This is a genomic window from Brevundimonas sp. Root1279 (assembly GCF_001425945.1).
Classification (GTDB): Bacteria; Pseudomonadota; Alphaproteobacteria; order Caulobacterales; family Caulobacteraceae; genus Brevundimonas.
In genome coordinates, this window is the sequence record NZ_LMEB01000001.1 from 344,300 (window position 1) to 370,753 (window position 26,454).

Sequence of the window (26,454 nt, forward strand, 5' to 3'; positions counted from 1 at the left end):
TCGGGGACGACTTCTCCTGACCGGTGCGGCTTGTGGGCCGCCCGGGGGGGTCGTACTCTCAATCAGACATCTCTCGCCGACGCGAAACTACTGGTCCCGCGCCGTCTTCATCCGTGTGGGGATGGAAGTGCGTTAGAGCCCCAAACTTACGCCGGGACCGGGCGCCGTCAACGCTGATTCGATTCGCGAAATGCAGTTAAATTGTTTGACTCCGCTAAAGTGAAACCCCGTCTGCGAAAAACGGGAATTCGCCACAAGCGGGAGCACCGATAGGCCCGGTGGAGGTTAGCGTCAGACGTGCAAACGGCGAGGGAGCCTTCGCTCCCTCGCCGTTGTAATTGCTAGCTTTTGATGTGACGTCCCGTTGAAAGGCCGTCCGGCGCCGTCAGATCAGGCGGCCGACATCTTCTTCAGCTGGGCGGCCAGGCGCGAGACCTTGCGCGAGCCCGTGTTCTTGTGAACCACGCCCTTGGAAACGGCGCGCATCAGCTCCGATTGAGCCTCCACGAAAGCGCCCTTGGCGGCGCCGGCGTCACCACCGACGACGGCTTCCTGGAACTTGCGCAGGAAGGTCCGGACGCGCGTGCGGCGAGCCTTGTTCACTTCGGTGCGAGCGGCGATCTTGCGGATCGCTTTCTTGGCGCCGGCATTGTTGGCCATCAGTCAAACCTTCGAACGAAAACGCCGCGGAGCTACACGTCCACGGCGCGGAAATCTCAAGAGCGCGCGGCTATAGCCGAAAGGGGCGTACGCGGCAACAGGAGTCTGACTCCTTTTGGCGGACCGCCTTTCGAGCGGTTCGCGCGCGAGGTCAAGACGGGCGCTCGGCCCCCGCGCCTCGATCCCGATCAGAGCGCGGCCATCGCGGGCGGCGCCGTCGCGGCCGCCACCCCGACGCAGATCCCCCTGCGGGTCTCGATCGTCCCGCCGGCCTCGCGGCAGGCGTCGGCGTTGCGGTAGCTGCGCGTCGCCCAGCCGGCGCCGAAGCCGAGGGCGAGCACCAGGATGAAGCCGATGATCTTGAGCATGCGAGGTCTCCTCGACCCCGCAACGCCTCAGCGGCCGGTGAAGTTCGGCTTCCGCTTCTCGACGAAGGCGGCCATGCCCTCTTTCTGGTCCTCGAAGGCGAACAGGGAGTGGAACAGGCGGCGCTCGAACTGGACGCCCTGGGTCAGGGTCGTCTCCAGCGCGGCGTTGACCATCTCCTTGTTGGCCATGACGGCCAGCGGGCTCTGGGCGGCGATCTTGGCGGCGATCTTGCGGACCTCGTCGAGCAGGGTCTCGTGCGGCACCACGCGGGAGGCCAGGCCGGCGCGCTCGGCCTCGGCGGCGTCCATCATCCGGGCGGTCAGCACCATGTCCATGGCCTTGGCCTTGCCGACCAGCCGGGTCAGGCGCTGGGAGCCGCCGATGCCGGGGGCGACGCCGAGGTTGATCTCGGGCTGGCCGAACTTGGCCTTCTCACTGGCGACGATGAAGTCGCACAGCATGGCCAGCTCGCAGCCGCCGCCCAGGGCGAAGCCGTTGACCGCGGCGATGATCGGCTTGCGGAAGCGGGTGATGCGGTCGTGGCCCAGGGCGAAGAAATTGCCCGTGTACATCTGGGCGTAGGTCTGGTCCGACATCTCCTTGATGTCCGCCCCGGCCGCGAAGGCCTTCTCGCCCGCGCCGGTCAGGATCACGCATCGCACGCTGTCGTCGTGCTCGACCGCATCCAGGAAGTCGGCCAGGTCCTTGAACAGGGCGGAGTTCAACGCATTCAGCGCCTCGGGCCGGTTCAGGGTGACCACCGCATAGCCGTCGGCGTGGCGTTCGATCAGCAGGGTGGAATAGGCGTCGGCCATGGGAAGCTCCGGTGTTTGGGGCTTCATACCGATCCGCTCATCCCCGCGAAAGCTACCGCCGCGGCATCAGCGCCAGGGTCAGGGCCGCGCGCGACAGTTCGGCGATCACCACCATGGCCAGCAGGACGTTGGCGGCGATGACCTGGCTGCGCGGGGCGGCGAGGTCGAAGCTCCACCCGAGCAGGGCGCAGACGGCCAGGACGGCCGCCGTCCCGAGGGCCAGGGCGATCAGGATCATCAGGGCGACGTGGCTGGCCTGCAGGGCGGCGTTCAGCGTCGGGCCCTCGTCGAGCACGCGCGAGCGGCGGCGGAACAGCCAGGCGATCAGGCCGGTGGCGACGCCCTCGACCACGACGATCAGCGCCAGGGCGCCGAGGAACCACAGGGCCAGGCCGCCGGTCTCGCCGCGCCAGGTCATGCCGATGAAATGGGTGAAATAGGCCCCCCAGACGACGGCGCCGACGATCAGGCTGATCCAGAGGTGGGTCTTGCGCAGGTTCATCCTCAGGCCTCCCCGCCGGCCAGCTCGGCCATCTCGGCCAGTTTCAGCACGGTGTTCCAGTTGCGCCCGGTGCCCAGGCCGATCAGGCGGGGCAGGGCCTTTTCGGCCATCTTCGAGCGGCCGATGCCGTCCGGGTGCCAGAAGAACAGGTCGCCGCCGACGGCCTCGACCTTCTCCTCGCCGGCCGCGAAGCCGCGCAGGGCCTCCACGGCGCCGGCCTTGATCCCGTCCTTCATGATCATGACCAGCAGCTTGGAGCCGTTCTCCTTCGCCTGGGTGGTGAAGGGGTTGGCGGCGATCAGGCCCTTCCACTGCTCCGGCGTGCGCACGATGACCTCGATGCGACGGCCGAAATGGGCCTCGATCGCCGCTTCCAGGGTTTCGGCGACCGACCCGGGCGCAGCCTCGCTGTCGATCACCAGATTGCCGCTGGCCAGCAGGGTGCGCGGATTACCGAAGCCCGCCTCGGCCGCGCTCGCCTTCAGCTCGGCCATGGGAACCTTGACCCCGCCGACATTGATCCCGCGGAGCAGGCAGATGCGGGCGCTCATGAGCTGCGCTCCAGTTCGTCAAGGACGGCGGTGATCTTCGTCACCGTGTTCCAGTTGCGGTTGGTGCCCACCGCCCCCAGCGACTTGAGGCCGAAGCCCGCCGGCAATTTCGAGGCGTTGATGTCCTCGCCGCCGAACCAGCAATAGAAGTCGCCTTCCGCCGTGCGCTCGACCCGCTCGTCCGGCCCGGCGCGGCGGCGCAGCTGCTCCAGACCGGCGTCGGGCAGGGGGTCGCGCATGGCCCAGGCGAGGACCCGGCGCGGCTCGACCGCGGACTCTTTCATAAAGGGATTGGCCGCCAGCAGGGCGCGCCACTGGTCGGCGGTCTTGACCACCATCTCGGTGGCCCGGCCGTATTCGGCGGCGCAGGCCGTCTCCAGTTCGCGCTCCAGCGTGGTCGGCGCCTTGCGAGACCGGAACACCAGATTGCCGGTCGCCATGATCGAACGGACATCGGTCGCGCCCACCGCTTCGGCCAGGCCGCGCGCTTCGACGCCCTTCACCCGGCGATCGCCGATGACGATGCTGCGCATCAGCGCAACCCTCAGGCTCAAGGGCCCTCGACCTCATAGCCCGCCGCGCGGAGCAGGGCCGGCAGGCCGTCGTCGCCGACCATGTGCGCGGCCCCGGCCACCACCACCACGCGGCCCTCGGTCTCCATCATCCGGGTCAGGGCCGGCATCCAGCCGTGGTTCCGGTCGACCAGCAGGGCCTGATAGAGCCGCGGCGCCTCCAGCTTCATGTCTTTCATCTCGGCCTCGATGGCCTTGATGTCCCCGGCGACCCAGGCGTGTTCCAGCGTCAGGTCGAGTTCGTCGTCGTCGAGGCCGTCGAGCACCTCGATCAGCATCTCCTCGCCCTCGACGTCGCCCGCCTCGGACAGCGCCTTGATGGAGGCCAGCAACAAGGCGTCGGTGTCCAGCGCCTCCTTGCGGCGGCCCGCGGCCAGCGAGGTCTCCAGCACGGTGTCGACGCCGAGGTCGCCGGTGCGGCCCAGCGCCTCCTCGGCCGCCATGTCCAGCATCAGGGCGGCGGCCCAGGGCTTCATCATGTCGAGCATCTGCACCGGATAGCCCTGGCGCTCGGCAGCGGCCTGGACCCGGGCGAAGGTCTCGGCGGAAACCACTTCGCTGAGCGGCTCCTCGGCGATCAGGTAGCGGAGATAGGGCAGCACCATCTGCAGCTCCTCGGCCTCGGTCTCGGGCGTGAGGATCTCGAAGGCCACCAGGTCCGCTCCGTCGAGGGCGGCGTCCAGCTCGGCCGTGCGCCATTCGATGCCCGGCGGCAGGGTGTGGATGGAGCCGAACAGCACCATCTCCGTGTCGGCGTCGCGAACGCGCCAGATCGGCGGGTCGGCGCGGGCCGGCGCGACGTCAGCCGCCGCAAGGACAAAGGCCAGAAGGCCGCCGACGAACCAGGCACGCATCACGCTCTCCAGTCTTGGGGGTCGAAAGTGCCGGAAATCGGCGGCCGGCGCTATCGCTTCTGGCAGGCGGGACACCAGAAGGTTGAACGCCCGGCCTGTACGGTTCGCTTCACGACGCCGCTGCAATTTGCGGTCCCGCACGGCTGGCCCTCGCGGCCGTAGACGTCGAAGCGGTGCTGGAAATAGCCTTGGCCGCCCTCGGCGTTGGCGAAGTCGCGCAGGGTTGAGCCGCCGGCGGCGATGGCGTCGTTCAGAACGTTGCGCACCTCGCCCGCGAGGGTCTCCAGCCGCGGACGCGACACCTTGCCGGCGGCGACGAGGGGCGAGATGCGGGCCCGGAACAGGGCCTCGCAGACATAGATGTTGCCCAGGCCGGCGACGGTGCGCTGGTCCAGCAGCGAGACCTTGATGTTCTGCTTCTTGCCCGCGAACGCCTCAGCCAGATGGGCGCCGGAGAAGCCGTTGCCGAGCGGTTCAGGGCCGATCCCGGCGAACCAGGGATGCGTCTCGACGGCGTCGGTCGGGATAAGGCCCATGAAGCCGAAGCGGCGCGCGTCGGCGAAGCCGATGCGGGTGGTGGTCCCGGCGTGGACCGCGCACAGGCTGACATGCTCGTGCTTGCCCGTGGCGGGGGCGTTCTCCTCGAACTCGCCGACCTGGGAGCCGTCCAGGGTGAAGCGGCCGGTCATGCCCAGGTGGGTGACCCAGGTCTCGCCGGTCGACAGCGGCATCAGCAGATATTTGGCCCGTCGGTCGATGCGCTCGACCGTGGCGCCCTCCAGCCGCTCGGCGAACCGTTCGGGGAAGGGGAAGCGCAGGTCGGGCCGGTTCTGCCGCACCCGGCTCAGCCGCGCGCCCTCAAGCACCGGCTGCAGGCCGCGACGAACGGTTTCGACTTCAGGAAGCTCGGGCATGAGGGGGTTCTAGGGGCTAGGTTTTAGGGTCTAGGAACGCGAGTTCGAGCGGCGGCGCCGTCCTCCCCTAGCACCTAGAACCTGACCCCTAGAATCTAGTCCACCCGGTACGCGTCGTGACACGACTGGCAGCTGGCGCGCACCGTCGTCCACTGGGCCGAGAACGCCGCGGCGTCGTCGCCGGCGGACAGTTCGGCCAGGCGGTCGGCGGCGGCGGCGAAGGCGGCGGCCTTGGCCTCGAAGCCGGGGCGGTCGCTCCAGATCTCCGCCTTGGCCTCGGTGGGGACGCCGGCCTCGGCGCCGGTGCCTTGCGGGAACATCCCCGGGATGGCGTGGGCCCAGCGGGCCAGGGAGCGGGCGGCGAAGGCTTGGGTCGTCGGGGCCTGGCCGGCGTCGACGGCGTTCTTCATCGAGCCCATGGCTACGCCCGACAGCATCATGGCCGCCTGGCGGCCCTTGATGACGCCGGCCGGCCCGTCGCCTTGCGCATTGGCCGCGCCGCCGATGCAGAGCACTCCAACCAGGGCCGCAATCATGATCCGCTTCATGGGGTGGTCCTCCTGTGTGAAGGCACGCTCTGCTCAGCTACCGTCGGTGTCAATCACGCGCACCGTTCCTTCTCCCCTTGCGGGATGAGGGGGGACGGGGCGTAGGCCATCCAGCATCCCCTCATGACTAACCACCCATCACTCGCCACACCCCCACTAGCCACCCGCCGCTTTTCCGGCTTAGGTCCGGCCAACAATTGGGAGGGGCCGCAATGACGGACGCCGCTGCGAAGACGCCGACGATCGGCAAACGCATAGAATTGACCCTGCGGGCCCTGGTCCTGGGCTGCATCCTGGCGGTGATCTTCACCGCGGCCAACACCTACCTCGGTCTGCTGGTCGGCCTGACCTTCGCCTCGGCCATCCCGGCGGCGGTGATCTCGATGGCGGTGCTGCGCGCGTTCCGCACCTCGACCATCTGGGAGAATATGACCGTCCAGACCGTCGCCTCGGTCGGCGGGGCCATGAGCTCGATCATATTCGTCCTGCCCGGCCTGGTGATGATCGGCTGGTGGCTGGAGTTCCCGTTCTGGCAGTCGGTCCTCATCTGCATCTTCGGCGGCGTGCTGGGGGTGACCTTCTCGATCCCGCTGCGCCGCGCCCTGGTGACCGGCAGCGACCTGCCCTACCCGGAAGGCGTCGCCGCCGCCGAGGTGCTGAAGGTCGGTTCGCGCGGGGCTGAACAGACCGAGAGCGCGGTGCGCGAGAACAAGGCCGGCCTGTGGGTCGTCGTCTTCGGCGCGATCGTTTCCGCCGGCTACGCCCTGCTCATCGCCGCCAAGGCCTTCGCGGGCGAGGCGGCCAAATTCATCAAGCTTCCCGCCGCCCTGGGTGGCGGCGCCACCGGCATCGGCTTCGGCATGCAGTTCGCCCTGCTCGGCGCGGGCCACCTGATCGGCCTGACGGTCGGCCTGGCCCAGCTGTTCGGCCTGATCCTGGCCTGGTGCATCGCCGTGCCGATCCTGACCTCGCCCGAGACCATCGCCTGGCTGACGGCGCACGGCATTCCGTCGATCGCCACCACGCTCGAGCCCGGCGTCGCCGCCGAGGAGCTCGCCGGCACGGTGTGGAGCAAGGAAGTCCGCTTCATGGGCGCCGGCGTCATCGGCGTCGCCGCGATCTGGACCCTGCTCAAGCTGGCCGGCCCCCTGGTCGGCGGTCTGACCTCCGCCCTGGCGGCCCAGGCCCGTCGCAAGTCGGGCGAGGTGCTGGCGCGCACCGAGCAGGACATTCCGATCAGCCTGGTCGGCTTGATCTCGCTGGGCTGCCTGGTCGGCATCGCCGGCCTGCTGGCCTGGTTCGCTCAGAGCTCGCCGGCCCTGGCGGGATCGACCTTCGTCCTGGTCGCCGGCGGCCTTGTCTATGTGGTGCTCATCGGCTTCGCCGTCGCCGCCATCTGCGGCTACATGGCCGGCCTCATCGGCTCGTCGAACAGCCCGGTCTCGGGCGTCGGCATCCTGGCCATTGTCATCGCCTCCCTGCTGATGGTCGTGGTCATGGCCATCGCCAAGGTGCCGGCCGACGGCTCGGTCATCGCCTTCGCCCTGATCGTGACCGCGGTGGTCTTCGCCGTGGCGGTCATCGCCAACGACAACCTCCAGGACCTCAAGACCGGCCAACTGGTCGAGGCCACGCCGTGGCGTCAGCAGACCGCCCTGATCGTCGGCGTCGGCGCCGGCGCCCTCGTCATCCCGCTGATCCTGAACCTGATGAACCAGGCCTTCGGCTTCGAAGGCGGTCCGGCGGCCATCGTCCAGGGGGCCAAGACCCTCAGCGCTCCGCAGGCGACCCTGATCTCCGCCCTGGCCAAGGGCGTCATCTCGGGCGGCCTGCGCTGGGACCTGATCGGCCTCGGCGCGGTCATCGGCGTCGTCATCATCATCCTCGACGAGGTGCTGAGCCGCGTCTCCAAGGGCAAGGTCAAACTGCCGCCGCTGGCGGTGGGCATCGGCTTCTACCTGCCCGCAGCCGTGACCACGATGCTGGTCGTCGGCGCCGTGGTCGGCTGGATCTACGAAAAGGTCATCGCCAAGAGCCGCTTCGCCGAGGTCGGCCGCCGTATGGGCGTGCTGCTGGCGTCTGGCCTGATCGTCGGCGAAAGCCTGTTCGGCGTCCTCAACGCCGGCATCATCGTCGGCACCAAGGAAGCCGAGTGGGCGGCCGTATTGCCGCTGCCCGCGGGCTGGCCCGCCATGCTGGCCGGGATCGTCGCCTTCGCCGGTCTGACCTTCCTGCTCTACAGCTGGATCATCCGCCAGTCGGCCAAGGTCCAGGGATAACACTGGCCTTCAATCCGCCGCACGCGGCGGTGATGCTGGCTTTTCGGCGCGCGCTTCGGTAAGAGGCGCGCGCCTTCCCGCAATTACGCCCCTGCCCAGCGGCCCGCCCTGTCCCGGCCGCCCATTCGCGAATTTCAAATGAACCTGCGCAACGTCGCCATCATCGCCCACGTCGACCACGGCAAGACCACGCTGGTCGACCAGCTGCTCGCCCAGTCGGGCGTGTTCCGAGCCAACGAGGCGACCACCGAGCGCGCCATGGACTCCAACGACCAGGAGCGCGAGCGCGGGATCACCATTCTCGCCAAGGCCACCTCGGTGCTGTGGAACGGCAAGGCCGGCGAAACCCGCATCAACATCATCGACACCCCCGGCCACGCCGACTTCGGCGGCGAGGTCGAGCGGATCCTCGGCATGGTGGACGGCTGCGTCATCCTGGTGGACGCCGAAGAAGGCGTCATGCCGCAAACGAAGTTCGTGCTGACCAAGGCGCTGAAGATGGGCCTGCGTCCCATCCTCTGCATTAACAAGGTCGACCGCGCCCACGCCGATCCGGACCGCGTCCACCTCGAGACCATCGAGCTGTTCGAAGCCATCGGCGCGACGCCCGAGCAACTCGACTTCCCGCACATCTACGCCTCGGGCCGTAACGGCTGGGCCACGCTGGACATGAACCAGCCGTCCGACAACCTGGGCCCGCTGTTCGACTTGATCGTCGACCACGTGCCGCCCCCGGCCGTGCAGGCGAACAAAGACAAGCCGTTCCAGATCCTGAACGTGCTGATCGAGTCCGACCCGTTCCTGGGCCGCATCCTCACCGGCCGCATCGAGAGCGGCAAGGCCGTTCCGGGCATGGCCATCAAGGCGCTGGACCGTGACGGCAAGCAGATCGAACAGGGCCGCATCACCAAGGTGCTGGCCTTCCGCGGCCTGAAGCGCCAGCCGGTCGAAGAGGGCGCGGAAGCGGGCGACATCGTCGCCATCGCCGGCATGTCCAAGGCCACCGTGGCCGACACCCTGTGCGCCCTGGAAGTCACCGACGCCCTGCCGGCCCAGCCGATCGATCCGCCGACCATCTCGATGACCGTCTCGGTCAACGACAGCCCGCTGGCCGGTCGCGAAGGCGACAAGGTGCAGTCGCGCGTCATCCGCGACCGCCTGCTCAAGGAAGCCGAAGCCAACGTCGCCATCCGCATCACCCAGACCCCGGGCGCCGACGCCTATGAAGTCGCCGGCCGCGGCGAACTGCAGCTGGGCGTGCTGATCGAGAACATGCGCCGCGAGGGCTTCGAAGTGTCCATCTCGCGTCCGCGCGTGGTCTATCAGACCGGCGAGAACGGCGAGCGTCTGGAGCCGATCGAGGACGTCATGATCGACGTCGACGACGAATACACCGGCGTGGTCATCGAGAAGCTGTCGACCCGCAAGGCCGAGCTGAAGGACATGGGCCCGTCGGGCGCCGGCAAGACCCGCATCCAACTGATGTGCCCGTCGCGTTCGCTGATCGGCTATCAGGGCGAGTTCCTCACCGACACCCGCGGCTCGGGCGTGCTGAACCGCGTGTTCAGCCACTATGAGCCGCACAAGGGCACGATCGAGGGCCGCCTGAAGGGCGTGCTGGTCTCGAACTCGGACGGCGACACGGCGGCCTTCGCCCTGTGGAACCTCGAGGATCGCGGCGTGATGTTCGTCGGCGCCGGCGAGAAGACCTACCAGGGCATGATCATCGGCGAGAACTCGCGGTCGGACGACCTCGACGTCAACCCGATCAAGGGCAAGCAGCTGACCAACGTCCGCGCCTCGGGCAAGGACGAGGCCGTGCGCCTGACCCCGCCGCGCCGTCCGTCGCTGGAACAGGCCATCGCCTATATCGAGAGCGACGAGCTGGTCGAGGTGACGCCGAAGTCGATCCGCCTGCGCAAGGCCGTGCTGAACCCCTCGTTCCGCAAGAAGCGCGTTCGCGAGGACTAGGGTCCAGCGACTTTCGCCAAGGCTTTTCGGGCCGCTCCTTTCGAGGGGCGGCCCGAACTGTTTCCAGCGGCGCGTTCGGCGAGCCGAAATCGGTCAATCGCGGCGGCTCGGAGGTCATTTGCGGGCCCGGGGAACTCCGGGGAAACGCGCCGGTTGCCGCGCCGTGGCGAGCCGTCCCGCTCGCGTAGACCGAGGTCCCGACCATGTTGAAGACCGCGCTCCTCTCCGGGGCCGCCGGCCTGTTGCTGATGGCCGCCCCTGCATTTGCCCAGGACGCCGCGACCCAGACGCCTCCGCCTGCAGGCGAGCAACCCGCCGAGCGGCAGACGTTGCAGATCGCGCCCGGCGCCAAGGTGCGCGGCGGCGATGGAACCGAGCTGGGCGCCATCGAAAACGTCCGCGCCAATGCCGACGGCGGCCAGGAGCTCCTGGTTCGCGGCGTGGACGGGGTTCTGCGCGCCGTGCCCGTGGCGGGCATCCGGCAGGATGGCGATGGCGTTGTCGTCGATTTCACCTCGGCCCGGTACGCCTCTGCGGCCGCCATCGAGGCCCCCGCCGCTCCTCCAGCGCCGGATGCCCCGCCGCCGCCTTCGGCGCCCGCCGCCCCGGCTGCACCTGCGGCGCCCGACGCGCCGACCCCAGCGACCGAGCCGGTCCCACCGCCTGAGCAGTCGCCGCCGACCCTGCCGCCGAGCAACCCTGCGACGCCTGAGCCGAACGAAGGCCAGGAGCCGGCCCCTACGCCGGAGCAGCCGGGCGCCTGATCAGGCGCTCGCGCAAAGAAGAAGGGCGGCCCCTTGCGGAGCCGCCCTCATTCCTGACTCTATGCTGACCCTTAGGCCCGTCGTTTGACGAGTCCCAGCAGGAACAGCAGGACGATCGCGCCTAGCGTGGCGACGATGACTCCGACGATCCAGTTGCCGCCGGCGTCGCCGCCGAGGGTGTTGTACAGGAAGCCGCCGATCAGGGCGCCCACGATGCCGACGATCAAATTCGTCAGCAGGCCGTGATTACGCCCCATGATTTGCTCTGCCAGCCAACCGGCGATGATGCCGATGACGATCCATGCAATCCAACCAAACCCGCTCATAGTCCTCTCCTTCCACCAAATCAGTGGCCGATAAATGCGCCGGAGCCGCAACGGTTGCGGTTGTCTCGGGAGACCGGTGTTCGGCCGTTATCCCTCTTGGGGCGAACGCGGCACGGCCCTTGCCGCCTCCAGGGCGAGCCGTCCCGCATCGGGACAGCCTTGGGAACAAGGGGATTGGGGCCATGGCCACCGACATCGACCTTCACCTCGGACGCCGCCTGCGTCGCCGCCGTCGCCTGCTGGGCCTGACCCAGCAGCAGCTGGCCAACCAGGTCGGCATCCGCTTCCAGCAGATCCAGAAGTACGAATGCGGCGCCAATCGCATCTCGGCCGCCCGCCTGTGGCAGCTGGCCGAAGCCCTGGAATCGCCGGTCAGTTATTTCTACGACGGCCTCGAGGAAGCCATCGAGCGTCGGGAGGCGGCCAACCAGGGCGGCGAGATGTTTTCCCGCAAGGAGACGCTCGACCTGATCCAGGCCTACTACCAGCTCGGCGAGCGTCCGCGCCGCCGTCTGCTCGATCTGGCCAAGTCGCTGCACGCCGAGGGCGACGCGGCCTGAGGGTCGAGGGTCGAGGGACGAGGCAGGGTGTGAGTGCAGGGGATGGGAGTCAGTCTGCCTTGACTCGACCCTCGACCCTCGCCACTCGACCCTGTCATGACCGAGTTCGAGCTCTTCGCCGTCGAGCTGGCCCGTGAGGCCGCCCGCATCTCCCTGCCGTATTTCCGGGGGACGTACGAGGAGGTCGACAAGGGCGGGCCCGGGGCCTTCGACCCGGTGACCCAGGCCGACCGCGAGGCCGAGGCGGCGATCCGCAAGCTGATCGCCTCGCGCTATCCGGAACACGGGATCATCGGCGAGGAGTACGGCGAGGACAGGCCCGAGGCGGAGCACGTCTGGGTGCTGGATCCCATCGACGGCACGCGCGCCTTCATCGCCGGCCTGCCGCTGTGGACCAACCTCATTGCCCTGCGCCGGCGCGGCAAGCCGATCGTCGGGGTGATCGGCCAGCCCTATCTGGACGAAATCTTCCTCGGCGGGCCGTCAGGGGCGCGGCTGCTGAAGGGGGGCAGCGACACGCCGCTGGCCGTGCGCCGCTGCGAGAAGCTGACCGACGCGGTCATCGCCACGACCGATCCCAATCTGTTCACCGGCTCGGAGCTCGGCGCCTGGACCCAGGTACGGGCGGCGGCGCGGCTGGCCCGGCTGGGCTGCGACGCCTACGCCTACGCCATGCTGGCCGCGGGGCGCATCGACCTGGTGGCCGAGAGCCAGCTGAAGGTCTGGGACTGGTCGGCCCTGGTCCCGGTCATCGAGGCGGCCGGGGGCGAGGTCACCAACTGGCGCGGCGAGGCGCCGGACGGCGCGGGCCAAATCCTCGCCGTCGGCGACGTCTCGATCCGCGAGCAGGCCCTGGTCACCCTGCGCCGGGCCGCCCTCTAGATGGGGCTCTAGGCGGCGTCCGGCTCACTCGGAAAGGGCTGGGCGGCGGGCTGGGCGACCGGCGACAGGTCCTCGACCGGCGACACATAGGCCGCCATGGCGTCGAACTCCTCCAGGAAGACTGCGCGCAGGTCGTCGGTCTCCATGATGACCTCGTGCTTGGCGCCCGGGACCTCGACGTAGCGGCCCCGGCCGAGACGCTTGGCGGCCCATTTGTTGGTCTGTTTCCAGACCCGGTCGTCCTCGCCCGACTGCACCACGGCGACGGGAACGCGCACGGATTTCAGCGCCTTGGGCTTCAGGGCCCGCTCGCCGGCGTCCAGCGCATAGGCCAGCCAGCCCCAGGTCGGACCGCCGACGGCCAGGTGCGGGCACGCGTACAGCTGCTGTCGCCACTGCTCGTACCGGGTCTCGTCCGAGGTCAGGGCGTCCTTCTCGAAGGTGTGATCGAAGGGGTCGTCAGGATTGTCGAGGACGTAGTCGCCAGCCTTGCCGTGGCGCAGGTTCCAGCGCACCGCCAGCTTGACCGACCACATCGAGCGCTTGCCGGTGCGGATGCGCAGCATCGGGCTGGTCAGGACCGCGCCGGAGAAGCGCTCCTCGCCGGCCTCGAGGCTCATCAGGTTCAGGGCCGCGCCCATCGAATGGCCGACCATGATCCACGGCTTGGGCGCGCGGGTTTCATAGGCGTCGAGCAGGCGGGCGTAGTCGTCGAGGAACTCTTCGACGGCGCGGGCGTGGCCCTTGAGACGGTCGGGCAGCAGGCGGGCCGAGAGGCCCTGGCCGCGCCAGTCGTGGGCCAGGACGCACCAGCCGCGGGCGAGGAAATTGCCGATGACCTCGAAATATTTCTCGATCGGCTCCGTGCGGCCGGGGCTGACGACCACCGTGCCGCGCGGCTTGGAGACCACCAGGGCGGACGGGGTCCAGAAGGCGGCGCGCAGGCGCAGGCCGCCGGCGCCGCGGAACCATTCGCCGGTTCCGCCCGGAGGCGCCGAGGCGCCGGGCACTCCCATCAGCGGGGCGTTTGCGGCGTAGGCGGCGGCTCGGCTCACTCGGGCTTCCTGAACTTCAAGGTCATGCGGTCGCTCTCGCCGATCTGGTCATACTTCGACCGGTCGAACGACGGGTCGGGCGGAGAGCCCCTCGGCGCCGTCAAGGCCATGGGCGCCAAGGTCTCCACGCCGAAGGGATGATCCTTGGTATCCCTTTCATTCGCGTTGATTTCCGACGCCGCGACGAAGATGAAGCCGGCCTCCGCCGCGAGTTGCTTGACGAAGGCCTCCTGGACATAGCCGTTGGCGGCCGCCGGGTCCTGGTCCTTGTCCGGGCCGAGGCGATGCTGCTCGATGCCGAGGACGCCGCCGGGCCGCAGGGCGGCGTAGGCGTCGGCGAACGCCTTTTCGGCGATCCCGGCCGCCATCCAGGCGTGGATGTTGCGCAGGAACAGCGCCAGATCGACGGTTCCGGGTTCGGCGACCGGGCCAGATGTCGGGCCGAAGGCGGCGATGGTCACTTCGCCATAGAGCTTGCGGTCATTGGTGAACCGCTCCTCGAAGGCGGCCATGAGGCGCACCTGGGACGGGTCGGCGCCCGGACCGGTCTGGAAGCCGGCGGCGATATATTTGCCCTCGCCCTCGGCGAGGTAGGGGGCCAGGATCTCGGTATACCAGCCGCTTCCCGGCCAGAACTCGACCACCGTCATGCGCGGCTGGAGCCCGAAGAACCGCAGCGTCTCCATCGGGTGACGCCAGGCGTCGCGCGGCTTGTCCTTGGCGCGCCAGGGGCCGCCGACGGCCCACTCAAGCGAACCCTGCGGAGGACCGTCGGCCGCGGGCGGGGGCTCAGCGGTCTTCTCCTGGCTGCAGCCGGGCAGGGCGGTCAGGGCGACGGCGGCCATCAGCATGCCCCGTCGCGACAGAAGCGGTCGCCTGACCATGTTGTGTTCAGCCATACACGTCCCCCGCGAGGCGCACGGCCCCATACGGTTCGTCCCCGATTGAAACCGGATTAACCCTGTTCCCCGGGCCGGTCAAAGCCGTTGCGGCCTTGATCCGCATCAGGCCGGCTTGCGGAAGCGCAGGGTCATCCGGTCGCTCTCGCCGACGGCGTCCGCGGCCGCGCGCTCGGCCTCGGTCAGCGGGGTGGGCCGGTCGTAGGTATTGCCCTCGCGCGGAGCGCTGACGCGGGTCGGCGGCAGGGTCCAGACCCCGTACGGATGGTCGCGGTCGTCCTTCGGGTTCGCGTTCAGCTCGCTGCGGCCGTCCAGGACGAAGCCGGCGGCCTGGGCGGCGTGAATGACGTAGCTCTCGGGCACATAGCCGTGCGGCGCGGTCTCGTCCGGGTTGAGGCCGTCGACGCTGCGGTGCTGTTCAATGGCCAGAACGCCGCCGGGCTTCAGCGCCTTGAAGAAGGCCTGCATGTAGGGGGCGGTGCGATCATTGCGGTGCCAGTTGTGCAGGGCGCGGGCGACCACGATCATGTCGGCCGAGCCGTCGGGCACCTGCATGCCCTCCAGCGGACGGCTGACCGCCACATAGGTCCCGCCCGTCGCGGCGGCGTAGGGCTCGAGGATGTTGCGCCACCAGCCGGCGCGGCCGGGTTCGATCTCGACCACGGTCATCCCGGGCGTCAGGCCCCAGAAGGTCAGGGTCTCGAACGGGTGGCGGTAGACGTCGCGGGCGCGGTCGGCCTCGGGGCGGGTCGTGGCGGCGACGGCGGCCTGCAGGGCCGTGTCTTCCTGCGGCACCGGCGGAAGCATGGCGGCGCGGCGCGCGGTGCGCTGCGCCGGGGTCTCGTCGAGGGCAGGCAGGGACGGCAGGGTCTGGGCGGCGGCGAGGGTCGGGGCCGCCAGGGCCGCAGCGGCCAGGACGAGGACGGACAGGCGCATTCGGGCGTCTCCACGGTAGCGATAGCGAGCGAACCTAGGGCCTGACGCGGGACGGGCAAGTCACGATGGCGCCGGGCGGCGAATTGAGGCGCCGCCGGTTCGGATGACGAGACGAAAAAACAGAGTCTGAATCGTCTGAATCGTCTGAAATCCGCCGACTCCGGCGCGCGAAAAAAACAGAGTCTGAATCGTCTGAATCGTCTGAAATCTGGCTTCGCGAACGAAGGTCGGAAGCCTATGCCGGTTTTGAAGGCGACTATGTCAGATCCGGTCTGCCGCCTCTCAACCTTTTGAAATTGCTGGTCGGCGGTGCGGTTTCGGGCGCCGGCAAACCGCGGCGGACACAGTCGAGCGTCACGCGACGGGGCGCCCCTTGACGCTGGAGAACGGCTTCCCAAATCCTTGACCGAGGCCGCCGATGTCGGGGCTTCCAGACCGGACGGGGCCGATCACGGGCCGTCAGGACTGAACTCCCACCGCCGGTCCGGGCATCAAACCGCGGGACCGGTTCACCTTGCTGATCCCAGGAGGATGACCATGCGTACCTATGACTTCTCGCCGCTCTACCGTTCGGCCGTCGGCTTCGACCGCCTCGCCGGACTGCTGGAGAGCGCCGCGCGCACCAGCCAGGAAAACGGCTGGCCGCCCTACAACATCGAGACCACGGGCGAGAACGCCTATCGCATCGAGATCGCCGTCGCCGGCTTTACGCCCGACGAGCTGAACATCGACGTGAAGGAGAACCTGCTCACCGTCGCCGGCCGCAAGACCGCCAACGATGACGGCGCGGCGGAGCGCAACTACCTGCACCGCGGCCTGGCCGAGCGCGACTTCGAGCGCCGCTTCCAGCTGGCGGACTACGTCGTCGTCAAGACGGCCGACCTGTCGAACGGCCTGCTGACCATCGACCTGGTTCGCGAACTGCCGGAAGCCCTGAAGCCCCGCCGCATCGAAATCGGCACGGGCGGTCAGGCGCTGATCGAAGGCAAAAAGCGCAAGGCGGCCTAAGCCCCGCTTTTCCAAGCGTTTTCGAGGGGACGGCGTTCGCGCCGTCCCCTTTTTCGTGACACCGTGATTTCAGGCTTCCTTAAGCGCCCTGTGCCATAGCGGGACCATGTCGGGAACCGCCGCCAAGACCGTCGCCAGAAGGCGCATCGACCAACAGGAGCTGGACGCCATCTGCGCCCGGCACGATCGCCTGTGGCAGGCCAAGCCCGGGGGCGCGCGCGCCGTCTTCGCCTGGATGGACCTGTCCGGCCTGTCTCTGCGCGGTCGCAACCTCGCCGACGCCGATTTCGCCGCCGCCTGCCTGCACGAAACCGACCTGACCGGCGCTAAGCTGGACAACGCCACCTTCTTCGGGGCCGACATGCAGGACTGCCTGCTGGTCGACGCCTCGATGCGCCGGGCGGATCTGCGCGGGGCCTGCCTGCGCGGCGCCGACCTGACCGGCGCCGACCTGTTCGAGGCCGACCTGCGCGAGGGCGCCATCGCCGCCGCCGACGCCAAGCTGGGCTTCCGGGTCGTGGAGGCCAAGGCGCGCCATGACACCCAGGCCCAGGGCGCCTGCCTGGCCGGCGCCAACCTCGAACGCTCCAAGCTGACCGGCATCGTCGCCGTGCAGGCGGACTTCACCGACGCCATCATGAAGGACTGCAAGCTGGTCCGGGCCAACCTCAAGCAGGCCAGCTTCCGCGGCGCCGATCTGGCCGGGGCCGACCTTTCGGGCGCGGACCTGTCGGGCGCGGACCTGCGCGACGCCGTGCTGGTCGGCTGCAAGATGGCCATGTGGCGGACCGACGGGGCCGACATGACCGGCGCCCTGACCGACAACCGCGCGGCCGGCGAACCCGTCGACAAGATGCCCGCCGCCGAGATGCTGGCCGAGCACGCCCAGTGGTGCGAGACCGGCGGGGCCTCGGGTCAGCCTTCGGTGTTCAACGGCGTCGACTTACGGGCGCTGCGCTCGATCAAGGGCTACAACCTGACCGCCCTGTCGGCCAAGTGCGCCGTCTTCTACGGCCTCGACATGGAAGGCGTGCAGCTGCAGGGCGCTCATCTCGAGGGGGCCGACCTGCGCTCGGTGAACCTCAAGGGCGCGGACCTGCGCGGCGCCCGTCTGGCCGGGGCCCGGCTGAACGGCGCCGACCTGCGTCAGGCCCAGCTGGGACCGCTGATGATCGGCCCCGACCGCCTGCTGCCCGTCGACCTGTCGGGCGCCTGCCTGCGCGGCGCGGACCTGTCCGGCGCCGACATGAAGCGCGCCAACCTGACCCAGGCCGACCTGTCGCGCGCCACGCTGCGCGGGGCTTGCCTGAGGCAGGCGGAACTGATCGGGGCGATTACGGACGGGGCGCGGGGACTGGAGCTGGATCCGGCGGGTTAGACCTGCCGGCCACCCGGGGCGGTGCTCCCGAACCATACAGCAGCAGGCAATCGAGTGGCGTCGCCCAGAACGGACCTGCCGGAGTTCCGCTGAGGGTGGGAAGCGGACGTTCCAGCCGCCTACTGCGGTAGGCGCCAGTCTTTCAAACGCCACTTGGCCTTAGAAGCAGGAGCGACAAAAAAGCCAAGTGCGCCGCTGCCAGCGAAGACCAGCATCGGAAGTCCGACGTAGCCGAGGAGGCCGATCAGCCACCAACCTACGGCAGCGGACCAAGCTGCTTTTCCTCCCTCGACGCCTCCCCACGCCATTATGGCTGTGTAGATGATCAACGGGAGAGCGAGCCAGAGCCAGAGGACGGGAAGCCGCCAGCGGCCAAAGACGCAGGCGCCAACCAAGATCCCGCCTAAAAAGCCTATCAGGAGAGCCAAACCGTAGAAGATCATGGCGAGAGCTTGGCTGAGAGATGGCCGCTCGGCAATGTCCCCAACGGGTCGGATGCGTCCGGCCGGAAAGCAGTCCTTTGGCGCAAGCCCCCGGGAGCGGACTTCGCCAAGGTCGCCCAGCTGTCATTAGGCGACAGCGCCAGTCGTTTCGAGGGCCGCGCGTAGAGCCTTCAATCGGCGGCTCAGCACCCATGCGCCGATCATCCAGTAGACCATCAGCAGGAACGTCCCTACGGCCTTATGGACGGCGATCTTCGGCGTCCCTTCCTCCGATGCCACCAGAGCGGCGGAGGCCAGCCACAGGGAGGCGAAATAGCTCAGCACGAGTGCGAGCGTGATGAATCCGAACACGCCGTCCATCACCCCTCCGGAGCCCCTCAGGGCGTTGCTGCCTAGTGCGAGGACGGGGACGCAGATGACGCCGATCTCGGCGATGTAGAAAATCCAGTCGCGACTCGGGCCGACCGTGTTCGTTTTGGCGAGCACAAGACGTGCGCCCCTGTAGATGCCGTGCGCCCATCCCAACGGAAGCAGCATTGCGCAGACCGACATCATGGCGACCGCGACCACAGAGCCGGTGTCGCCGTTCATCGTCAGCGCGGGCGCGATGAAGAGGGTCGCGGCAAGTGCGACGAACCAGATCGGGTGGATGAACGCGAGCCTTATGGGGAAGGGCATAGCCGATCCTCCGTCAGTTGGTGAATGTCCGCAACGGGTCGTAAGCAGCCATTCGCACCCGGCCCGAAAGCGGACGTTTGACCCAAGCCCCTGGTGCGGACTTCGCTAAGCTCCGCTAGGGGTGGTGAGCGGAAGTTTCTATTGTAAAGCTCGCATCACAGCGAACAGGCGACCTCCCATGCAGCTACCAAGCCCCGAACTGTCCCTAGAGGATGCTCGCGGATTGGCCGAAGCCGATGCTCGGAACACTTGGGGCAAGTTCGCGGCTCAAGATTGTCCGTTGCTTAGCGCGCATGTGCTGGAAGGGGAGCATTGCTGGTTTTTCTTCCGCAACCCGACCACCGAGGTACCGAGCGCCGCCTGGTACGCGGCAGGGTGGGCGTACGCGATCAGTCGTCGAGGACAGGTGCGCTCAATTGCCGACCTCTCCGCGGAACCCGACAAGCAGCGGGCCTATCTCGAATTGATGTCGGCGCATTTCGCGCACATCGAACTCGGCGGACCTAAACCTGATCTTCCCGAGTGGGTAACCCGGCCGCATAGCAGCACTAAAGAGGGTCAGCTTTGGGTGGATAGGAAAAGCTAGACCGGTAGTTGATTGGATTGCCGGAAGAGTCCGCTCAGGGTCGGAAGCCGACGTCACACAGTCCCGGATAACGCACGCTAGGCACTAATCCGCATCGGATGATGGGGATTGCGCTGGATGAAGGCGTCAACCTCTCGCACCTCTTCGGGATACGGTTCCGCGTCGGGAAAGCTGCGATAGCTCCAAAAGCGGAACCCGGCATTCCAAAGTCGGCGCACCTTTTCCCACTGAGCTTCGTCAGCCTTCGTTGGCGCCTTGAACGTTCTTCCCATCAAGGCCAACGGGCCTCGGCACTGCGGACACAACTGCGCGGTATCGCCATGGCGTTTCCACGACTTCCGACAGTCAAAACACGCATGGGCGATCAGGTATTCAGGCCCGCGATGATATGGAGGCACGTGCGGTCCTGGCGCCTTTCGGTTGCCGACAGATCGGCGCAGTTCCATGCGCTCTGACTTGCTCGGTGGGCTGCTCATGAGGCGATCCTGAAACAGGCAGCCAACGTCCGCAATGGGTCGGTAGCGGCTGTCGCCGCCAGACTGAGGGCGGCCGATCGCCCTACTGCGTCAGCAGCCCCTGCTCCTGCAGCGCGTCCGCTAGCTCGCCCGCGCCGACCCAGACGCGGGTGTAGCCGGCCTCGCCGAGGCGCTTCAGCTCGGTGGTCAGGTCGGCCTTGGGGGAGGCGGCGAAGCGGGCGTCGAAGCCCTGGCCGTCCTCGCTGATGCGGACCATCGGACGGCCCGTCTCGAGGCGGTGGAGGTAGCCCTCGTAGAGGACCTTGGCCTGTTCGGAGAGCAGGCCGGTCTCGACGTCCAGGCCGGCCTTCTTCAGCCGCTCGACGCCGCGCCCCGAGGCGAAGGGGGAGGGATCGACGGCGGCGACGACCACGCGGCTGACGCCGGCGTCCATCAGGAAGTTCGAGCAGGAGGTGCGGCCCGACGACCGGGCGCCGCACGGCTCCATGGTGACATAGGCGACGGCGCCCGCGGCCTTGTCGCCGGCGGCGGGGACGGCCTGTTCCTCGGCGTGGGGCCGCCCGCCCGGGGCGGTGGCCGCCTCGGCGACGATCTCGCCGTCCTTGACGATGACGCAGCCGACGGCCGGGTTGGGCCAGGTCTGGCCCATGCGCGCGGTGGCCAGCTCGATGGCCCGCCCCATGAAGCGGATGTCGTCCGAGGCCTGCTGCGCGCTGGTCATGGTGGTCAGGCTCCCGGGATCGGCGGCAGGGGCTGGGCGCGGTCGGCGTCCAGGTAGCGGGCGTCGGTCGGCTTCAGGTTCGGGTCGAGGTCGATCTCGAGCGGATTGCCGGTCGGGATCTCGACGCCGACGATCTGGTCGTCCGGCACGGCGAACAGGTGCTTCACGATGGCGCGCAACGAGTTGCCGTGGGCGGCGATCAGCACGTCGTCGCCGGCCTTGAGGCGGGGGGCGATGGCCTCGTTCCAATAGGGCAGGACGCGGTCGAGCGTGGTCTTCAGGCTCTCGGTGTCCGGGATGGTCTGGCCGGCGTAGCGGGCGTCCGAGCCGAAGTCGAACTCGCCGCCGGGGGCCAGCGGGGGCGGCGGCACGTCGTAGCTGCGGCGCCAGATCTTGACCTGGTCCTCGCCGTGCAGGGCCGCGGTCTCGGCCTTGTCCAGACCGGTCAGGCCACCGTAGTGGCGCTCGTTCAGCCGCCAGTCCTCGACCACCGGCACGTCCTTGAGGCCGGCGGAGTCCAGGGCCAGGGCGCCGGTGCGCTTGGCGCGGGTCAGGACCGAGGTGAACATGACGTCGGGGGTGAAGCCGGCCTGGGCGATCAGTTCGCCGCCGCGCCGCGCCTGGGCCTCGCCTTCCGCCGTCAGGTCGACGTCGACCCAGCCGGTGAAGCGGTTCTCGAGGTTCCACTGGCTTTGGCCGTGGCGCAGCAGGATCAGGCGGGGCATGCGGGTCTCCGAAGATGATCCGGTGGGGTAGGCCCGGCCTCGGGACCGGTCAAGGTTGGCTGACCTCAGGGCAACGCCGCACCCATAGCGCTGTTCCCGCGTTGTTGTGGCCCTCCAGCGGCCTGCTATACCGGGCGCCGCTCGCATCAGGACCCGAACATGATCAAGCCGCGCCAGGACCTTCGCCCCAACACGGCCGAGTACGAGACCACGCCGCTGGTGAAGCCGACCGGGTTCCGGGAGTACGACGCGCGCTGGATCCTGGATAAGGAGATCAACCTGCTCGGCATCCAGGCGCTCGGCCTGGGCCTGGCGACCTACATCCACGAGATCGGCCAGACGCCGCGCATCGTGGTCGGGCACGACTACCGCTCCTATTCGCTGAGCGTGAAACAGGCCCTGATCCTGGGCCTGCTGGAAGGCGGCATGGAGGTGCTGGACATCGGCCTGGCCCTGTCGCCGATGGCCTATTTCGCCCAGTTCGCGCTGGAGGCGCCATGCGTGGCCATGGTCACCGCCAGCCATAACGAGAACGGCTGGACCGGGGTCAAGATGGGCGCCCAGCCGCCGCTGACCTTCGGCCCCGACGAGATCGGGCGGCTGAAGGACATCGTGCTGGAAGGGCAGGGCGTGTCGCGGGGCGGCGGGAGCCTGGTCCGGGTCGAGGACTTCCGCGAGCGCTACATCGAAGAGATCAGCCAGGTGAAGCTGACCCGCCCGATCAAGGTGGTCGCCGCCTGCGGCAACGGCACGGCCGGCGCCTTCGCCCCGGAGGCCCTGCGCCGCATGGGCGCCGAGGTCATCGAGATGGACGTCGAGCTCGACTACACCTTCCCGAAATACAATCCGAACCCGGAAGACCACGCCATGCTGATGCAGATGGCCCAGCGGGTGCGCGAGACGGGGGCCGACCTGGCGCTCGGCTTCGACGGCGACGGCGACCGCTGCGGGGTGGTCGACGACACGGGCGAGGAGATCTTCGCCGACAAGATCGGCCTGATGCTGGGCCGCGACCTGTCGGCCCTGCACCCCAACGCCACCTTCGTCGTCGATGTGAAGTCGACCGGGCTGTACAAGACCGACGAGGTTCTGAAGGCCAATGGCGCGAACACCGTCTACTGGAAGACGGGTCACTCCTACATCAAGCGCAAGACCGCCGAGCTGGGCGCCCTGGCCGGGTTCGAGAAGTCGGGCCACTTCTTCTTCAACGCCCCGCTGGGCCACGGCTATGACGACGGCATCGTCGCCGCCGGCGCCGTGCTGGCCATGCTGGATCGGAACCCCGGCAAGAGGCTGAGCGAGCTGAAGGCGGCCCTGCCGGACGCCTGGACCTCGCTCACCATGTCGCCGCACTGCGACGACGAGCTGAAGTACGAGGTGCTGGAGCGGATCGTCGCCGAGTATCAGGCCCTGGCGGACAGCGGCGGCGAGATCCTGGGCCGCAAGATCGTCGAGGCCATCACCGTCAACGGCGTGCGCGTGCACCTCGAGGACGGCTCGTGGGTGCTGGTTCGCGCCTCGTCGAACAAGCCGGAGCTGGTGGTGGTGGTCGAGAGCATGCGCTCCGAAGACGACATGCGCGCCCTGTTCCGCGAGGAGGTGAAGCCGCGGCTGGCGAAGTACGCCGAGATCGGGGCCTACAACCAGGAGATCTGAACGAGTGGCCGACGGCAGCCTGCGCATCGCGATCATCGGCGGAGGCTTCTCCGGCGCCATGCTGGCTGCGCGGCTGGCCGAGGCGGGCGTGGGCTCGGCGCTGATCGACCGGACGGGATCGTTCGGGCCGGGGCTGGCCTATTCGACGCCGTTCGAGGGTCACCTGCTGAATGTGCGCGCCAACCGGATGAGCGCGGTCGAGGGGCGGCCCGACGACTTCACCGACTGGCTGAGGGATCACGCCGGCTGGCGGGCGGACCCCGAGGGTTTCGCGCCGCGCCGGTTCTACGGCGAGTACCTGCAGCACCGGCTGAACACAGTGCGGCTGGCCCATCCGGGCCTGATCGAGCTGGTCACCGGCGAGGTGCGGGCGATCGAGGCGGACGGCGTTCAGCTGGCTGACGGGCGGCGGATCGAGGCGGCAGCGGTGGTGCTGGCGACCGGCAATCCGGCCCCGGCGACGGCGGAGGGGCGCTCCGGTCGGCTGATTCACGACCCGTGGGGCCCCGGGGCTCTGGACAAGATCGGACCGGAGGACGCGGTGGTCATCGTCGGCTCGGGCCTGACGATGATCGACATGGCCCTGTGGCTGGAGGCGAACGGGCGGAGGGGGCCGATCCGGGTGCTGTCGCGGCGCGGCCTGACGCCGCGGGCCCATGGCGCGCACCACGACGCCCCGACGCCGCCGACCGCGACCCTGCTCGAGGGCGCGCCGTCGGAACGGCTGGCGGAGGCGCGACGGCTGTCGGCCGAGAGCGGCTGGCGGAGCGTCATGGAGGGGTTGCGGCCGGTCACCGCCCGGCTGTGGAGCGAAGCGGACGCGCCGACCCGCGCCCGCTGGCTGCGCCACCTGCGCCCGTGGTGGGACGTGCATCGCCACCGCGTCGCGCCCGAAGTGCAGGCCGCGATCGACCGGCTGACCGCCGAGGGGCGGCTGACCGTTTCGGCGGGGCGGGTGGAGCGGATCGCCGCGGACGCCGACGGCGTCTCGGTGCGCTGGCGGCCGCGCGACGGCTCGGGCCAGCCCCCCATCACCGGAGACTGGCTGATCGACTGCACCGGCCCGGGCCACGACCCGGCGAAGGACCCCCTGACAGGGCCGCTGATCAAGAGCGGCCGGGCGCGGCTGGACCCCTTGCGGATCGGGCTGGACGTCGCCGCGGACGGCCGGCTGATCGGCGCGGACGGAACGCCGGACGACCGCCTGTTCGTCCTCGGCCCGCCGGCCCGCGCGGCCTTCTGGGAGACCACCGCCGTGCCGGACATCCGCAAGCGGATCGAAGGTCTGGCGGGCGTCTTGGCCAAGGCGAGCGATGCCGTCTAGCCTGTGCCCGGCAAGGGGAGACTGAGCCATGGCCAATCCGATCATCCGGGGCGTCAGCAGCCTGACGCGCTTTTCCGGGCGCGACCGGCGCAGGCAGTTCTGGCCCTATGCCGGGGTGGTGATCGCCCTGAGCTACGGCCTGATGATGGTGTTCGGCGTCGCGGCCATGGCTCCGATGATCACCGCCATGACCGACTATGCGGCGGCCAATCCCGAGCATGCGACGGTGACCACCGGGCCCGGTCATTACGAGGTCAGCATCGACGCCGCGGCGCCGGGCGCGCCCAGTCCTGATTTTCTACCGTTCCTGACGGTCGTCGGGGCCGTCGCCCTGATCGCCGTCGTCCTGCTTTCCGCTGCGGTGTCGCGGCGTCTGCACGACACCGGGCGGACGGCGTTGTGGGGCCTGGCGCCGCTGCCTTTCCTGACTTTCGGACTGGTCGTGACGCCGATGATGATGGGGAATTTCATGGGCGAGGCAGAGCCGAACTTCGCCCTGTTCGGCCTGCTGTTCCTCAACAACGTCGTCTACATGGCGGCCCTGGTGGGCTTGATCGCCGTGCTGTGTCTGGCCACCAAGCCGGGGCCGAACCGGTACGGCGAGGAGCCGGCCTAGCCCGCCGCCTTCACCGCCGCCGCCACGTCGGCGACCACCGCCTTGACCAGCTTGGCGTCGTCGCCCTCGGCCATGACGCGGATCAGCTTCTCGGTGCCCGAGGGACGGACCAGCAGGCGGCCGACGCCTGCGAGGCGGGCCTCGGCGTCGGCGATGGCGGCCTTGACCTTGGCGTCCTCCAGCGGCTTGCCGGCGGTGTAGCGGACGTTCTCGAGCTTCTGCGGAACGGTCTCGAACTGGCGGGCCAGCTCGCTCATCGGCTTGCCGCTTTCGACGAGCACGGCGAGCACCTGCAGGGCGCTCATCAGGCCGTCGCCGGTGGTGGCGTAGTCGTGCAGGATGATGTGTCCCGACTGTTCGCCGCCGAGGTTGAAGCCGCCTTCGCGCATCCGCTCCATGACGTAGCGGTCGCCGACCTTGGTGCGCTCCAGGGTCAGGCCCTCGGCCTGCAGCCGGCGCTCGAGACCGAGGTTGGACATGACGGTGGCGACCAGGCCGCCGCCCTTCAGCTGGCCGCGCTTGGCCCAGTCCAGGGCGACCAGGGCCATGATCTGGTCGCCGTCGACCACGCGACCGTTCTCGTCGCAGATGATGACCCGGTCGGCGTCGCCGTCCAGCGCGATGCCGACGTCGGCGCGGTAGCGTTTCACCGCCTCGGCCAGGGTCTCGGGATGGGTCGAGCCGCACTGGTCGTTGATGTTCAGGCCGTTCGGCTCGACGCCGACGGCGCAGACCTCGGCGCCCAGTTCATAGAGGGTGGTCGGCGCGACCTTGTAGCCGGCGCCGTTGGCGCAATCGACGGCGATGCGCAGGCCCTGCAGGCTCAGGCCCTTGGGGAAGCTGGCCTTGGCGATCTCGACGTAGCGCGCCTGGCTGTCGTCGATGCGCTTGACCCGGCCGATGCGGTCGGCGGCGGCGAGGCCCGAGCCCAGGTCCTCGTCCATCATCGACTCGATCTTCAGCTCGACCTCGTCCGAGAGCTTGTAGCCGTCCGGGCCGAACAGCTTGATGCCGTTGTCGAGGAAGGCGTTGTGCGAGGCCGAGATCATCACCCCGATGTCGGCGCGCATCGAGCGGGTCATCATGGCGACGCCCGGCGTCGGCAGCGGCCCGAAGGTGCGCACGTCCATGCCCGCCGAGGAGAAGCCGGCGACCAGGGCCGGCTCGATCATATAGCCGGACAGCCGGGTGTCCTTGCCGATCACCACCAGGTGGCGGCGATCGTCCGAGGACATGAACATCCGCCCTGCGGCGAGGCCGACCCGCAGCGCCACTTCGGGCGTCATCGGATAGGTGTTAGCGCGGCCGCGAATGCCGTCGGTGCCGAAATAGCGTCTCTCAGCCAAGCGTGGTCTTCCTCTCGGGCGGCGCGCAGAAACCTTGCGA

General features: G+C 68.9%; 29 protein-coding genes. 11 read left to right on the plus strand and 18 right to left on the minus strand.

The window, feature by feature from the left end; all coding sequences use genetic code 11:
- Positions 1-390: 390 nt before the first annotated feature.
- From rpsT to ASC65_RS01720, 9 genes are all read right to left on the minus strand, one after another.
- Positions 391-660, minus strand: a complete 270-nt coding sequence (gene rpsT, locus ASC65_RS01680; protein ID WP_056448584.1) for a 30S ribosomal protein S20 — start codon at positions 658-660, stop codon at positions 391-393.
- Positions 661-848: 188 nt separating this feature from the next.
- Positions 849-1,028 carry a hypothetical protein gene (locus tag ASC65_RS01685; RefSeq protein ID WP_056448587.1) on the minus strand — a complete coding sequence of 60 codons (180 nt, stop codon included), beginning with the start codon at positions 1,026-1,028 and terminating at the stop codon, positions 849-851.
- Positions 1,029-1,055: 27 nt separating this feature from the next.
- A complete protein-coding gene (locus ASC65_RS01690) occupies positions 1,056-1,844 on the minus strand; it encodes an enoyl-CoA hydratase-related protein (RefSeq protein ID WP_056448592.1) in 789 nt (262 codons plus the stop codon).
- Positions 1,845-1,896: 52 nt separating this feature from the next.
- On the minus strand, positions 1,897-2,346 hold the full coding sequence (locus ASC65_RS01695) for a hypothetical protein (RefSeq protein WP_235561366.1): 450 nt from the start codon (positions 2,344-2,346) through the stop codon (positions 1,897-1,899).
- A gap of 2 nt (positions 2,347-2,348) precedes the next feature.
- Positions 2,349-2,897 (minus strand): DUF1697 domain-containing protein, encoded by a 549-nt coding sequence (locus ASC65_RS01700; protein WP_056448595.1) that lies wholly within the window; start codon positions 2,895-2,897, stop codon positions 2,349-2,351.
- Positions 2,894-3,451, minus strand: a complete 558-nt coding sequence (locus tag ASC65_RS01705; RefSeq protein ID WP_156459512.1) for a DUF1697 domain-containing protein — start codon at positions 3,449-3,451, stop codon at positions 2,894-2,896. The genes ASC65_RS01700 and ASC65_RS01705 overlap by 4 nt, the downstream gene beginning before the upstream one ends.
- Positions 3,448-4,323 carry a TraB/GumN family protein gene (locus tag ASC65_RS01710; protein WP_056448602.1) on the minus strand — a complete coding sequence of 292 codons (876 nt, stop codon included), beginning with the start codon at positions 4,321-4,323 and terminating at the stop codon, positions 3,448-3,450. Before ASC65_RS01710 ends, ASC65_RS01705 begins: the two co-directional genes overlap by 4 nt.
- A 50-nt stretch (positions 4,324-4,373) precedes the next feature.
- Complete coding sequence (gene mutM, locus ASC65_RS01715; RefSeq protein WP_056448605.1) at positions 4,374-5,237, minus strand: bifunctional DNA-formamidopyrimidine glycosylase/DNA-(apurinic or apyrimidinic site) lyase; 864 nt, start codon at positions 5,235-5,237, stop codon at positions 4,374-4,376.
- A 95-nt stretch (positions 5,238-5,332) separates the two neighbouring features.
- The gene (locus ASC65_RS01720; RefSeq protein WP_056448608.1) at positions 5,333-5,785 is read right to left on the minus strand and encodes a c-type cytochrome; all 453 of its coding nucleotides are present in this window, start codon (positions 5,783-5,785) and stop codon (positions 5,333-5,335) included.
- 212 nt (positions 5,786-5,997) lie between these two features.
- On the opposite strand from ASC65_RS01720, the gene ASC65_RS01725 reads away from it, so the two are divergent.
- From ASC65_RS01725 to ASC65_RS01735, 3 genes are all read left to right on the plus strand, one after another.
- On the plus strand, positions 5,998-8,064 hold the full coding sequence (locus ASC65_RS01725; RefSeq protein ID WP_056448611.1) for an OPT family oligopeptide transporter: 2,067 nt from the start codon (positions 5,998-6,000) through the stop codon (positions 8,062-8,064).
- A 138-nt stretch (positions 8,065-8,202) separates the two neighbouring features.
- Positions 8,203-10,035 carry a translational GTPase TypA gene (gene typA / locus ASC65_RS01730; RefSeq protein WP_056448614.1) on the plus strand — a complete coding sequence of 611 codons (1,833 nt, stop codon included), beginning with the start codon at positions 8,203-8,205 and terminating at the stop codon, positions 10,033-10,035.
- 203 nt (positions 10,036-10,238) lie between these two features.
- A complete protein-coding gene (locus ASC65_RS01735; protein ID WP_082525824.1) occupies positions 10,239-10,799 on the plus strand; it encodes a hypothetical protein in 561 nt (186 codons plus the stop codon).
- A gap of 71 nt (positions 10,800-10,870) precedes the next feature.
- Here ASC65_RS01735 and ASC65_RS01740 read toward each other — a convergent pair whose 3' ends face one another.
- Positions 10,871-11,125 carry a GlsB/YeaQ/YmgE family stress response membrane protein gene (locus tag ASC65_RS01740; protein ID WP_056448616.1) on the minus strand — a complete coding sequence of 85 codons (255 nt, stop codon included), beginning with the start codon at positions 11,123-11,125 and terminating at the stop codon, positions 10,871-10,873.
- A 182-nt stretch (positions 11,126-11,307) separates the two neighbouring features.
- Here ASC65_RS01740 and ASC65_RS01745 point away from each other — a divergent pair, with 182 nt between their 5' ends.
- Both ASC65_RS01745 and hisN read left to right on the plus strand, forming a co-directional pair.
- The gene (locus ASC65_RS01745; protein WP_056448619.1) at positions 11,308-11,685 is read left to right on the plus strand and encodes a helix-turn-helix domain-containing protein; all 378 of its coding nucleotides are present in this window, start codon (positions 11,308-11,310) and stop codon (positions 11,683-11,685) included.
- Between the two features lie 96 nt (positions 11,686-11,781).
- Positions 11,782-12,567, plus strand: coding sequence for a histidinol-phosphatase (gene hisN / locus ASC65_RS01750; protein ID WP_056448622.1), 786 nt, complete (start codon positions 11,782-11,784; stop codon positions 12,565-12,567).
- Positions 12,568-12,575: 8 nt separating this feature from the next.
- Here hisN and ASC65_RS01755 read toward each other — a convergent pair whose 3' ends face one another.
- The 3 genes from ASC65_RS01755 to ASC65_RS01765 all read right to left on the minus strand — a co-directional run bounded on the left by ASC65_RS01755 (position 12,576) and on the right by ASC65_RS01765 (position 15,457).
- Positions 12,576-13,622, minus strand: a complete 1,047-nt coding sequence (locus ASC65_RS01755; protein WP_082525825.1) for an alpha/beta fold hydrolase — start codon at positions 13,620-13,622, stop codon at positions 12,576-12,578.
- Positions 13,619-14,521 carry a class I SAM-dependent methyltransferase gene (locus ASC65_RS01760; protein ID WP_056448625.1) on the minus strand — a complete coding sequence of 301 codons (903 nt, stop codon included), beginning with the start codon at positions 14,519-14,521 and terminating at the stop codon, positions 13,619-13,621. Before ASC65_RS01760 ends, ASC65_RS01755 begins: the two co-directional genes overlap by 4 nt.
- Before the next feature lie 105 nt (positions 14,522-14,626).
- A complete protein-coding gene (locus ASC65_RS01765; RefSeq protein ID WP_056448628.1) occupies positions 14,627-15,457 on the minus strand; it encodes a class I SAM-dependent methyltransferase in 831 nt (276 codons plus the stop codon).
- 537 nt (positions 15,458-15,994) lie between these two features.
- Here ASC65_RS01765 and ASC65_RS01770 point away from each other — a divergent pair.
- Together ASC65_RS01770 and ASC65_RS01775 are read left to right on the plus strand one after the other, a co-directional pair.
- The gene (locus tag ASC65_RS01770) at positions 15,995-16,465 is read left to right on the plus strand and encodes an Hsp20 family protein (RefSeq protein WP_056448631.1); all 471 of its coding nucleotides are present in this window, start codon (positions 15,995-15,997) and stop codon (positions 16,463-16,465) included.
- A gap of 106 nt (positions 16,466-16,571) precedes the next feature.
- Positions 16,572-17,843: a pentapeptide repeat-containing protein gene (locus tag ASC65_RS01775; RefSeq protein ID WP_056448634.1), complete on the plus strand. Its 1,272-nt coding sequence runs from the start codon at positions 16,572-16,574 to the stop codon at positions 17,841-17,843.
- Positions 17,844-17,962: 119 nt separating this feature from the next.
- Here the strand turns inward: ASC65_RS01775 and ASC65_RS01780 are convergent, their stop codons facing one another.
- Positions 17,963-18,286 (minus strand): hypothetical protein, encoded by a 324-nt coding sequence (locus ASC65_RS01780; RefSeq protein ID WP_056448637.1) that lies wholly within the window; start codon positions 18,284-18,286, stop codon positions 17,963-17,965.
- Between the two features lie 126 nt (positions 18,287-18,412).
- Positions 18,413-18,964, minus strand: a complete 552-nt coding sequence (locus ASC65_RS01785) for a hypothetical protein (protein WP_056448640.1) — start codon at positions 18,962-18,964, stop codon at positions 18,413-18,415.
- A 223-nt stretch (positions 18,965-19,187) separates the two neighbouring features.
- Here ASC65_RS01785 and ASC65_RS16975 point away from each other — a divergent pair, with 223 nt between their 5' ends.
- A complete protein-coding gene (locus ASC65_RS16975) occupies positions 19,188-19,550 on the plus strand; it encodes a hypothetical protein (RefSeq protein ID WP_156459513.1) in 363 nt (120 codons plus the stop codon).
- Between the two features lie 558 nt (positions 19,551-20,108).
- Here the strand turns inward: ASC65_RS16975 and ribD are convergent.
- Both ribD and gpmA read right to left on the minus strand, forming a co-directional pair.
- On the minus strand, positions 20,109-20,747 hold the full coding sequence (gene ribD, locus ASC65_RS01790; RefSeq protein WP_056448643.1) for a bifunctional diaminohydroxyphosphoribosylaminopyrimidine deaminase/5-amino-6-(5-phosphoribosylamino)uracil reductase RibD: 639 nt from the start codon (positions 20,745-20,747) through the stop codon (positions 20,109-20,111).
- A 5-nt stretch (positions 20,748-20,752) separates the two neighbouring features.
- Complete coding sequence (gene gpmA / locus ASC65_RS01795; RefSeq protein ID WP_056448646.1) at positions 20,753-21,472, minus strand: 2,3-diphosphoglycerate-dependent phosphoglycerate mutase; 720 nt, start codon at positions 21,470-21,472, stop codon at positions 20,753-20,755.
- Positions 21,473-21,631: 159 nt separating this feature from the next.
- On the opposite strand from gpmA, the gene ASC65_RS01800 reads away from it, so the two are divergent.
- Genes ASC65_RS01800 through ASC65_RS01810 form a run of 3 tightly spaced genes read left to right on the plus strand, consistent with a single transcriptional unit; the run spans position 21,632 to position 25,068 of the window.
- Positions 21,632-23,128, plus strand: a complete 1,497-nt coding sequence (locus ASC65_RS01800; protein ID WP_056448649.1) for a phosphomannomutase/phosphoglucomutase — start codon at positions 21,632-21,634, stop codon at positions 23,126-23,128.
- Between the two features lie 4 nt (positions 23,129-23,132).
- Positions 23,133-24,452, plus strand: a complete 1,320-nt coding sequence (locus tag ASC65_RS01805) for an FAD/NAD(P)-binding protein (RefSeq protein ID WP_056448652.1) — start codon at positions 23,133-23,135, stop codon at positions 24,450-24,452.
- Between the two features lie 28 nt (positions 24,453-24,480).
- Entirely contained in the window at positions 24,481-25,068 is a 588-nt protein-coding gene (locus tag ASC65_RS01810; protein WP_056448655.1) for a DUF805 domain-containing protein, read from the plus strand.
- Here the strand turns inward: ASC65_RS01810 and glmM are convergent.
- The gene (glmM, locus tag ASC65_RS01815) at positions 25,065-26,414 is read right to left on the minus strand and encodes a phosphoglucosamine mutase (RefSeq protein ID WP_056448658.1); all 1,350 of its coding nucleotides are present in this window, start codon (positions 26,412-26,414) and stop codon (positions 25,065-25,067) included. The genes ASC65_RS01810 and glmM overlap by 4 nt on opposite strands.
- Positions 26,415-26,454 lie beyond the last annotated feature (40 nt).

Excerpts from the sequence above, each read along its gene's own strand:
- ASC65_RS01770 (WP_056448631.1), top strand. The coding sequence starts at position 15,995 with ATGCGTACCTATGACTTCTCGCCGCTCTACCGTTCGGCCGTCGGCTTC.
- ASC65_RS01785 (WP_056448640.1), bottom strand. The coding sequence starts at position 18,964 with ATGCCCTTCCCCATAAGGCTCGCGTTCATCCACCCGATCTGGTTCGTC.
- typA (WP_056448614.1), top strand. The coding sequence starts at position 8,203 with ATGAACCTGCGCAACGTCGCCATCATCGCCCACGTCGACCACGGCAAG.
- ASC65_RS01725 (WP_056448611.1), top strand. The coding sequence starts at position 5,998 with ATGACGGACGCCGCTGCGAAGACGCCGACGATCGGCAAACGCATAGAA.
- ribD (WP_056448643.1), bottom strand. The coding sequence starts at position 20,747 with ATGACCAGCGCGCAGCAGGCCTCGGACGACATCCGCTTCATGGGGCGG.
- ASC65_RS01765 (WP_056448628.1), bottom strand. The coding sequence starts at position 15,457 with ATGCGCCTGTCCGTCCTCGTCCTGGCCGCTGCGGCCCTGGCGGCCCCG.
- gpmA (WP_056448646.1), bottom strand. The coding sequence starts at position 21,472 with ATGCCCCGCCTGATCCTGCTGCGCCACGGCCAAAGCCAGTGGAACCTC.
- ASC65_RS01810 (WP_056448655.1), top strand. The coding sequence starts at position 24,481 with ATGGCCAATCCGATCATCCGGGGCGTCAGCAGCCTGACGCGCTTTTCC.
- ASC65_RS01745 (WP_056448619.1), top strand. The coding sequence starts at position 11,308 with ATGGCCACCGACATCGACCTTCACCTCGGACGCCGCCTGCGTCGCCGC.
- mutM (WP_056448605.1), bottom strand. The coding sequence starts at position 5,237 with ATGCCCGAGCTTCCTGAAGTCGAAACCGTTCGTCGCGGCCTGCAGCCG.
- hisN (WP_056448622.1), top strand. The coding sequence starts at position 11,782 with ATGACCGAGTTCGAGCTCTTCGCCGTCGAGCTGGCCCGTGAGGCCGCC.
- ASC65_RS01695 (WP_235561366.1), bottom strand. The coding sequence starts at position 2,346 with ATGAACCTGCGCAAGACCCACCTCTGGATCAGCCTGATCGTCGGCGCC.
- ASC65_RS01720 (WP_056448608.1), bottom strand. The coding sequence starts at position 5,785 with ATGAAGCGGATCATGATTGCGGCCCTGGTTGGAGTGCTCTGCATCGGC.
- ASC65_RS01760 (WP_056448625.1), bottom strand. The coding sequence starts at position 14,521 with ATGGCTGAACACAACATGGTCAGGCGACCGCTTCTGTCGCGACGGGGC.
- ASC65_RS01700 (WP_056448595.1), bottom strand. The coding sequence starts at position 2,897 with ATGAGCGCCCGCATCTGCCTGCTCCGCGGGATCAATGTCGGCGGGGTC.
- ASC65_RS01735 (WP_082525824.1), top strand. The coding sequence starts at position 10,239 with ATGTTGAAGACCGCGCTCCTCTCCGGGGCCGCCGGCCTGTTGCTGATG.
- ASC65_RS01780 (WP_056448637.1), bottom strand. The coding sequence starts at position 18,286 with ATGATCTTCTACGGTTTGGCTCTCCTGATAGGCTTTTTAGGCGGGATC.
- ASC65_RS01685 (WP_056448587.1), bottom strand. The coding sequence starts at position 1,028 with ATGCTCAAGATCATCGGCTTCATCCTGGTGCTCGCCCTCGGCTTCGGC.
- ASC65_RS01740 (WP_056448616.1), bottom strand. The coding sequence starts at position 11,125 with ATGAGCGGGTTTGGTTGGATTGCATGGATCGTCATCGGCATCATCGCC.
- ASC65_RS01690 (WP_056448592.1), bottom strand. The coding sequence starts at position 1,844 with ATGGCCGACGCCTATTCCACCCTGCTGATCGAACGCCACGCCGACGGC.
- ASC65_RS01775 (WP_056448634.1), top strand. The coding sequence starts at position 16,572 with ATGTCGGGAACCGCCGCCAAGACCGTCGCCAGAAGGCGCATCGACCAA.
- ASC65_RS01710 (WP_056448602.1), bottom strand. The coding sequence starts at position 4,323 with ATGCGTGCCTGGTTCGTCGGCGGCCTTCTGGCCTTTGTCCTTGCGGCG.
- ASC65_RS01800 (WP_056448649.1), top strand. The coding sequence starts at position 21,632 with ATGATCAAGCCGCGCCAGGACCTTCGCCCCAACACGGCCGAGTACGAG.
- rpsT (WP_056448584.1), bottom strand. The coding sequence starts at position 660 with ATGGCCAACAATGCCGGCGCCAAGAAAGCGATCCGCAAGATCGCCGCT.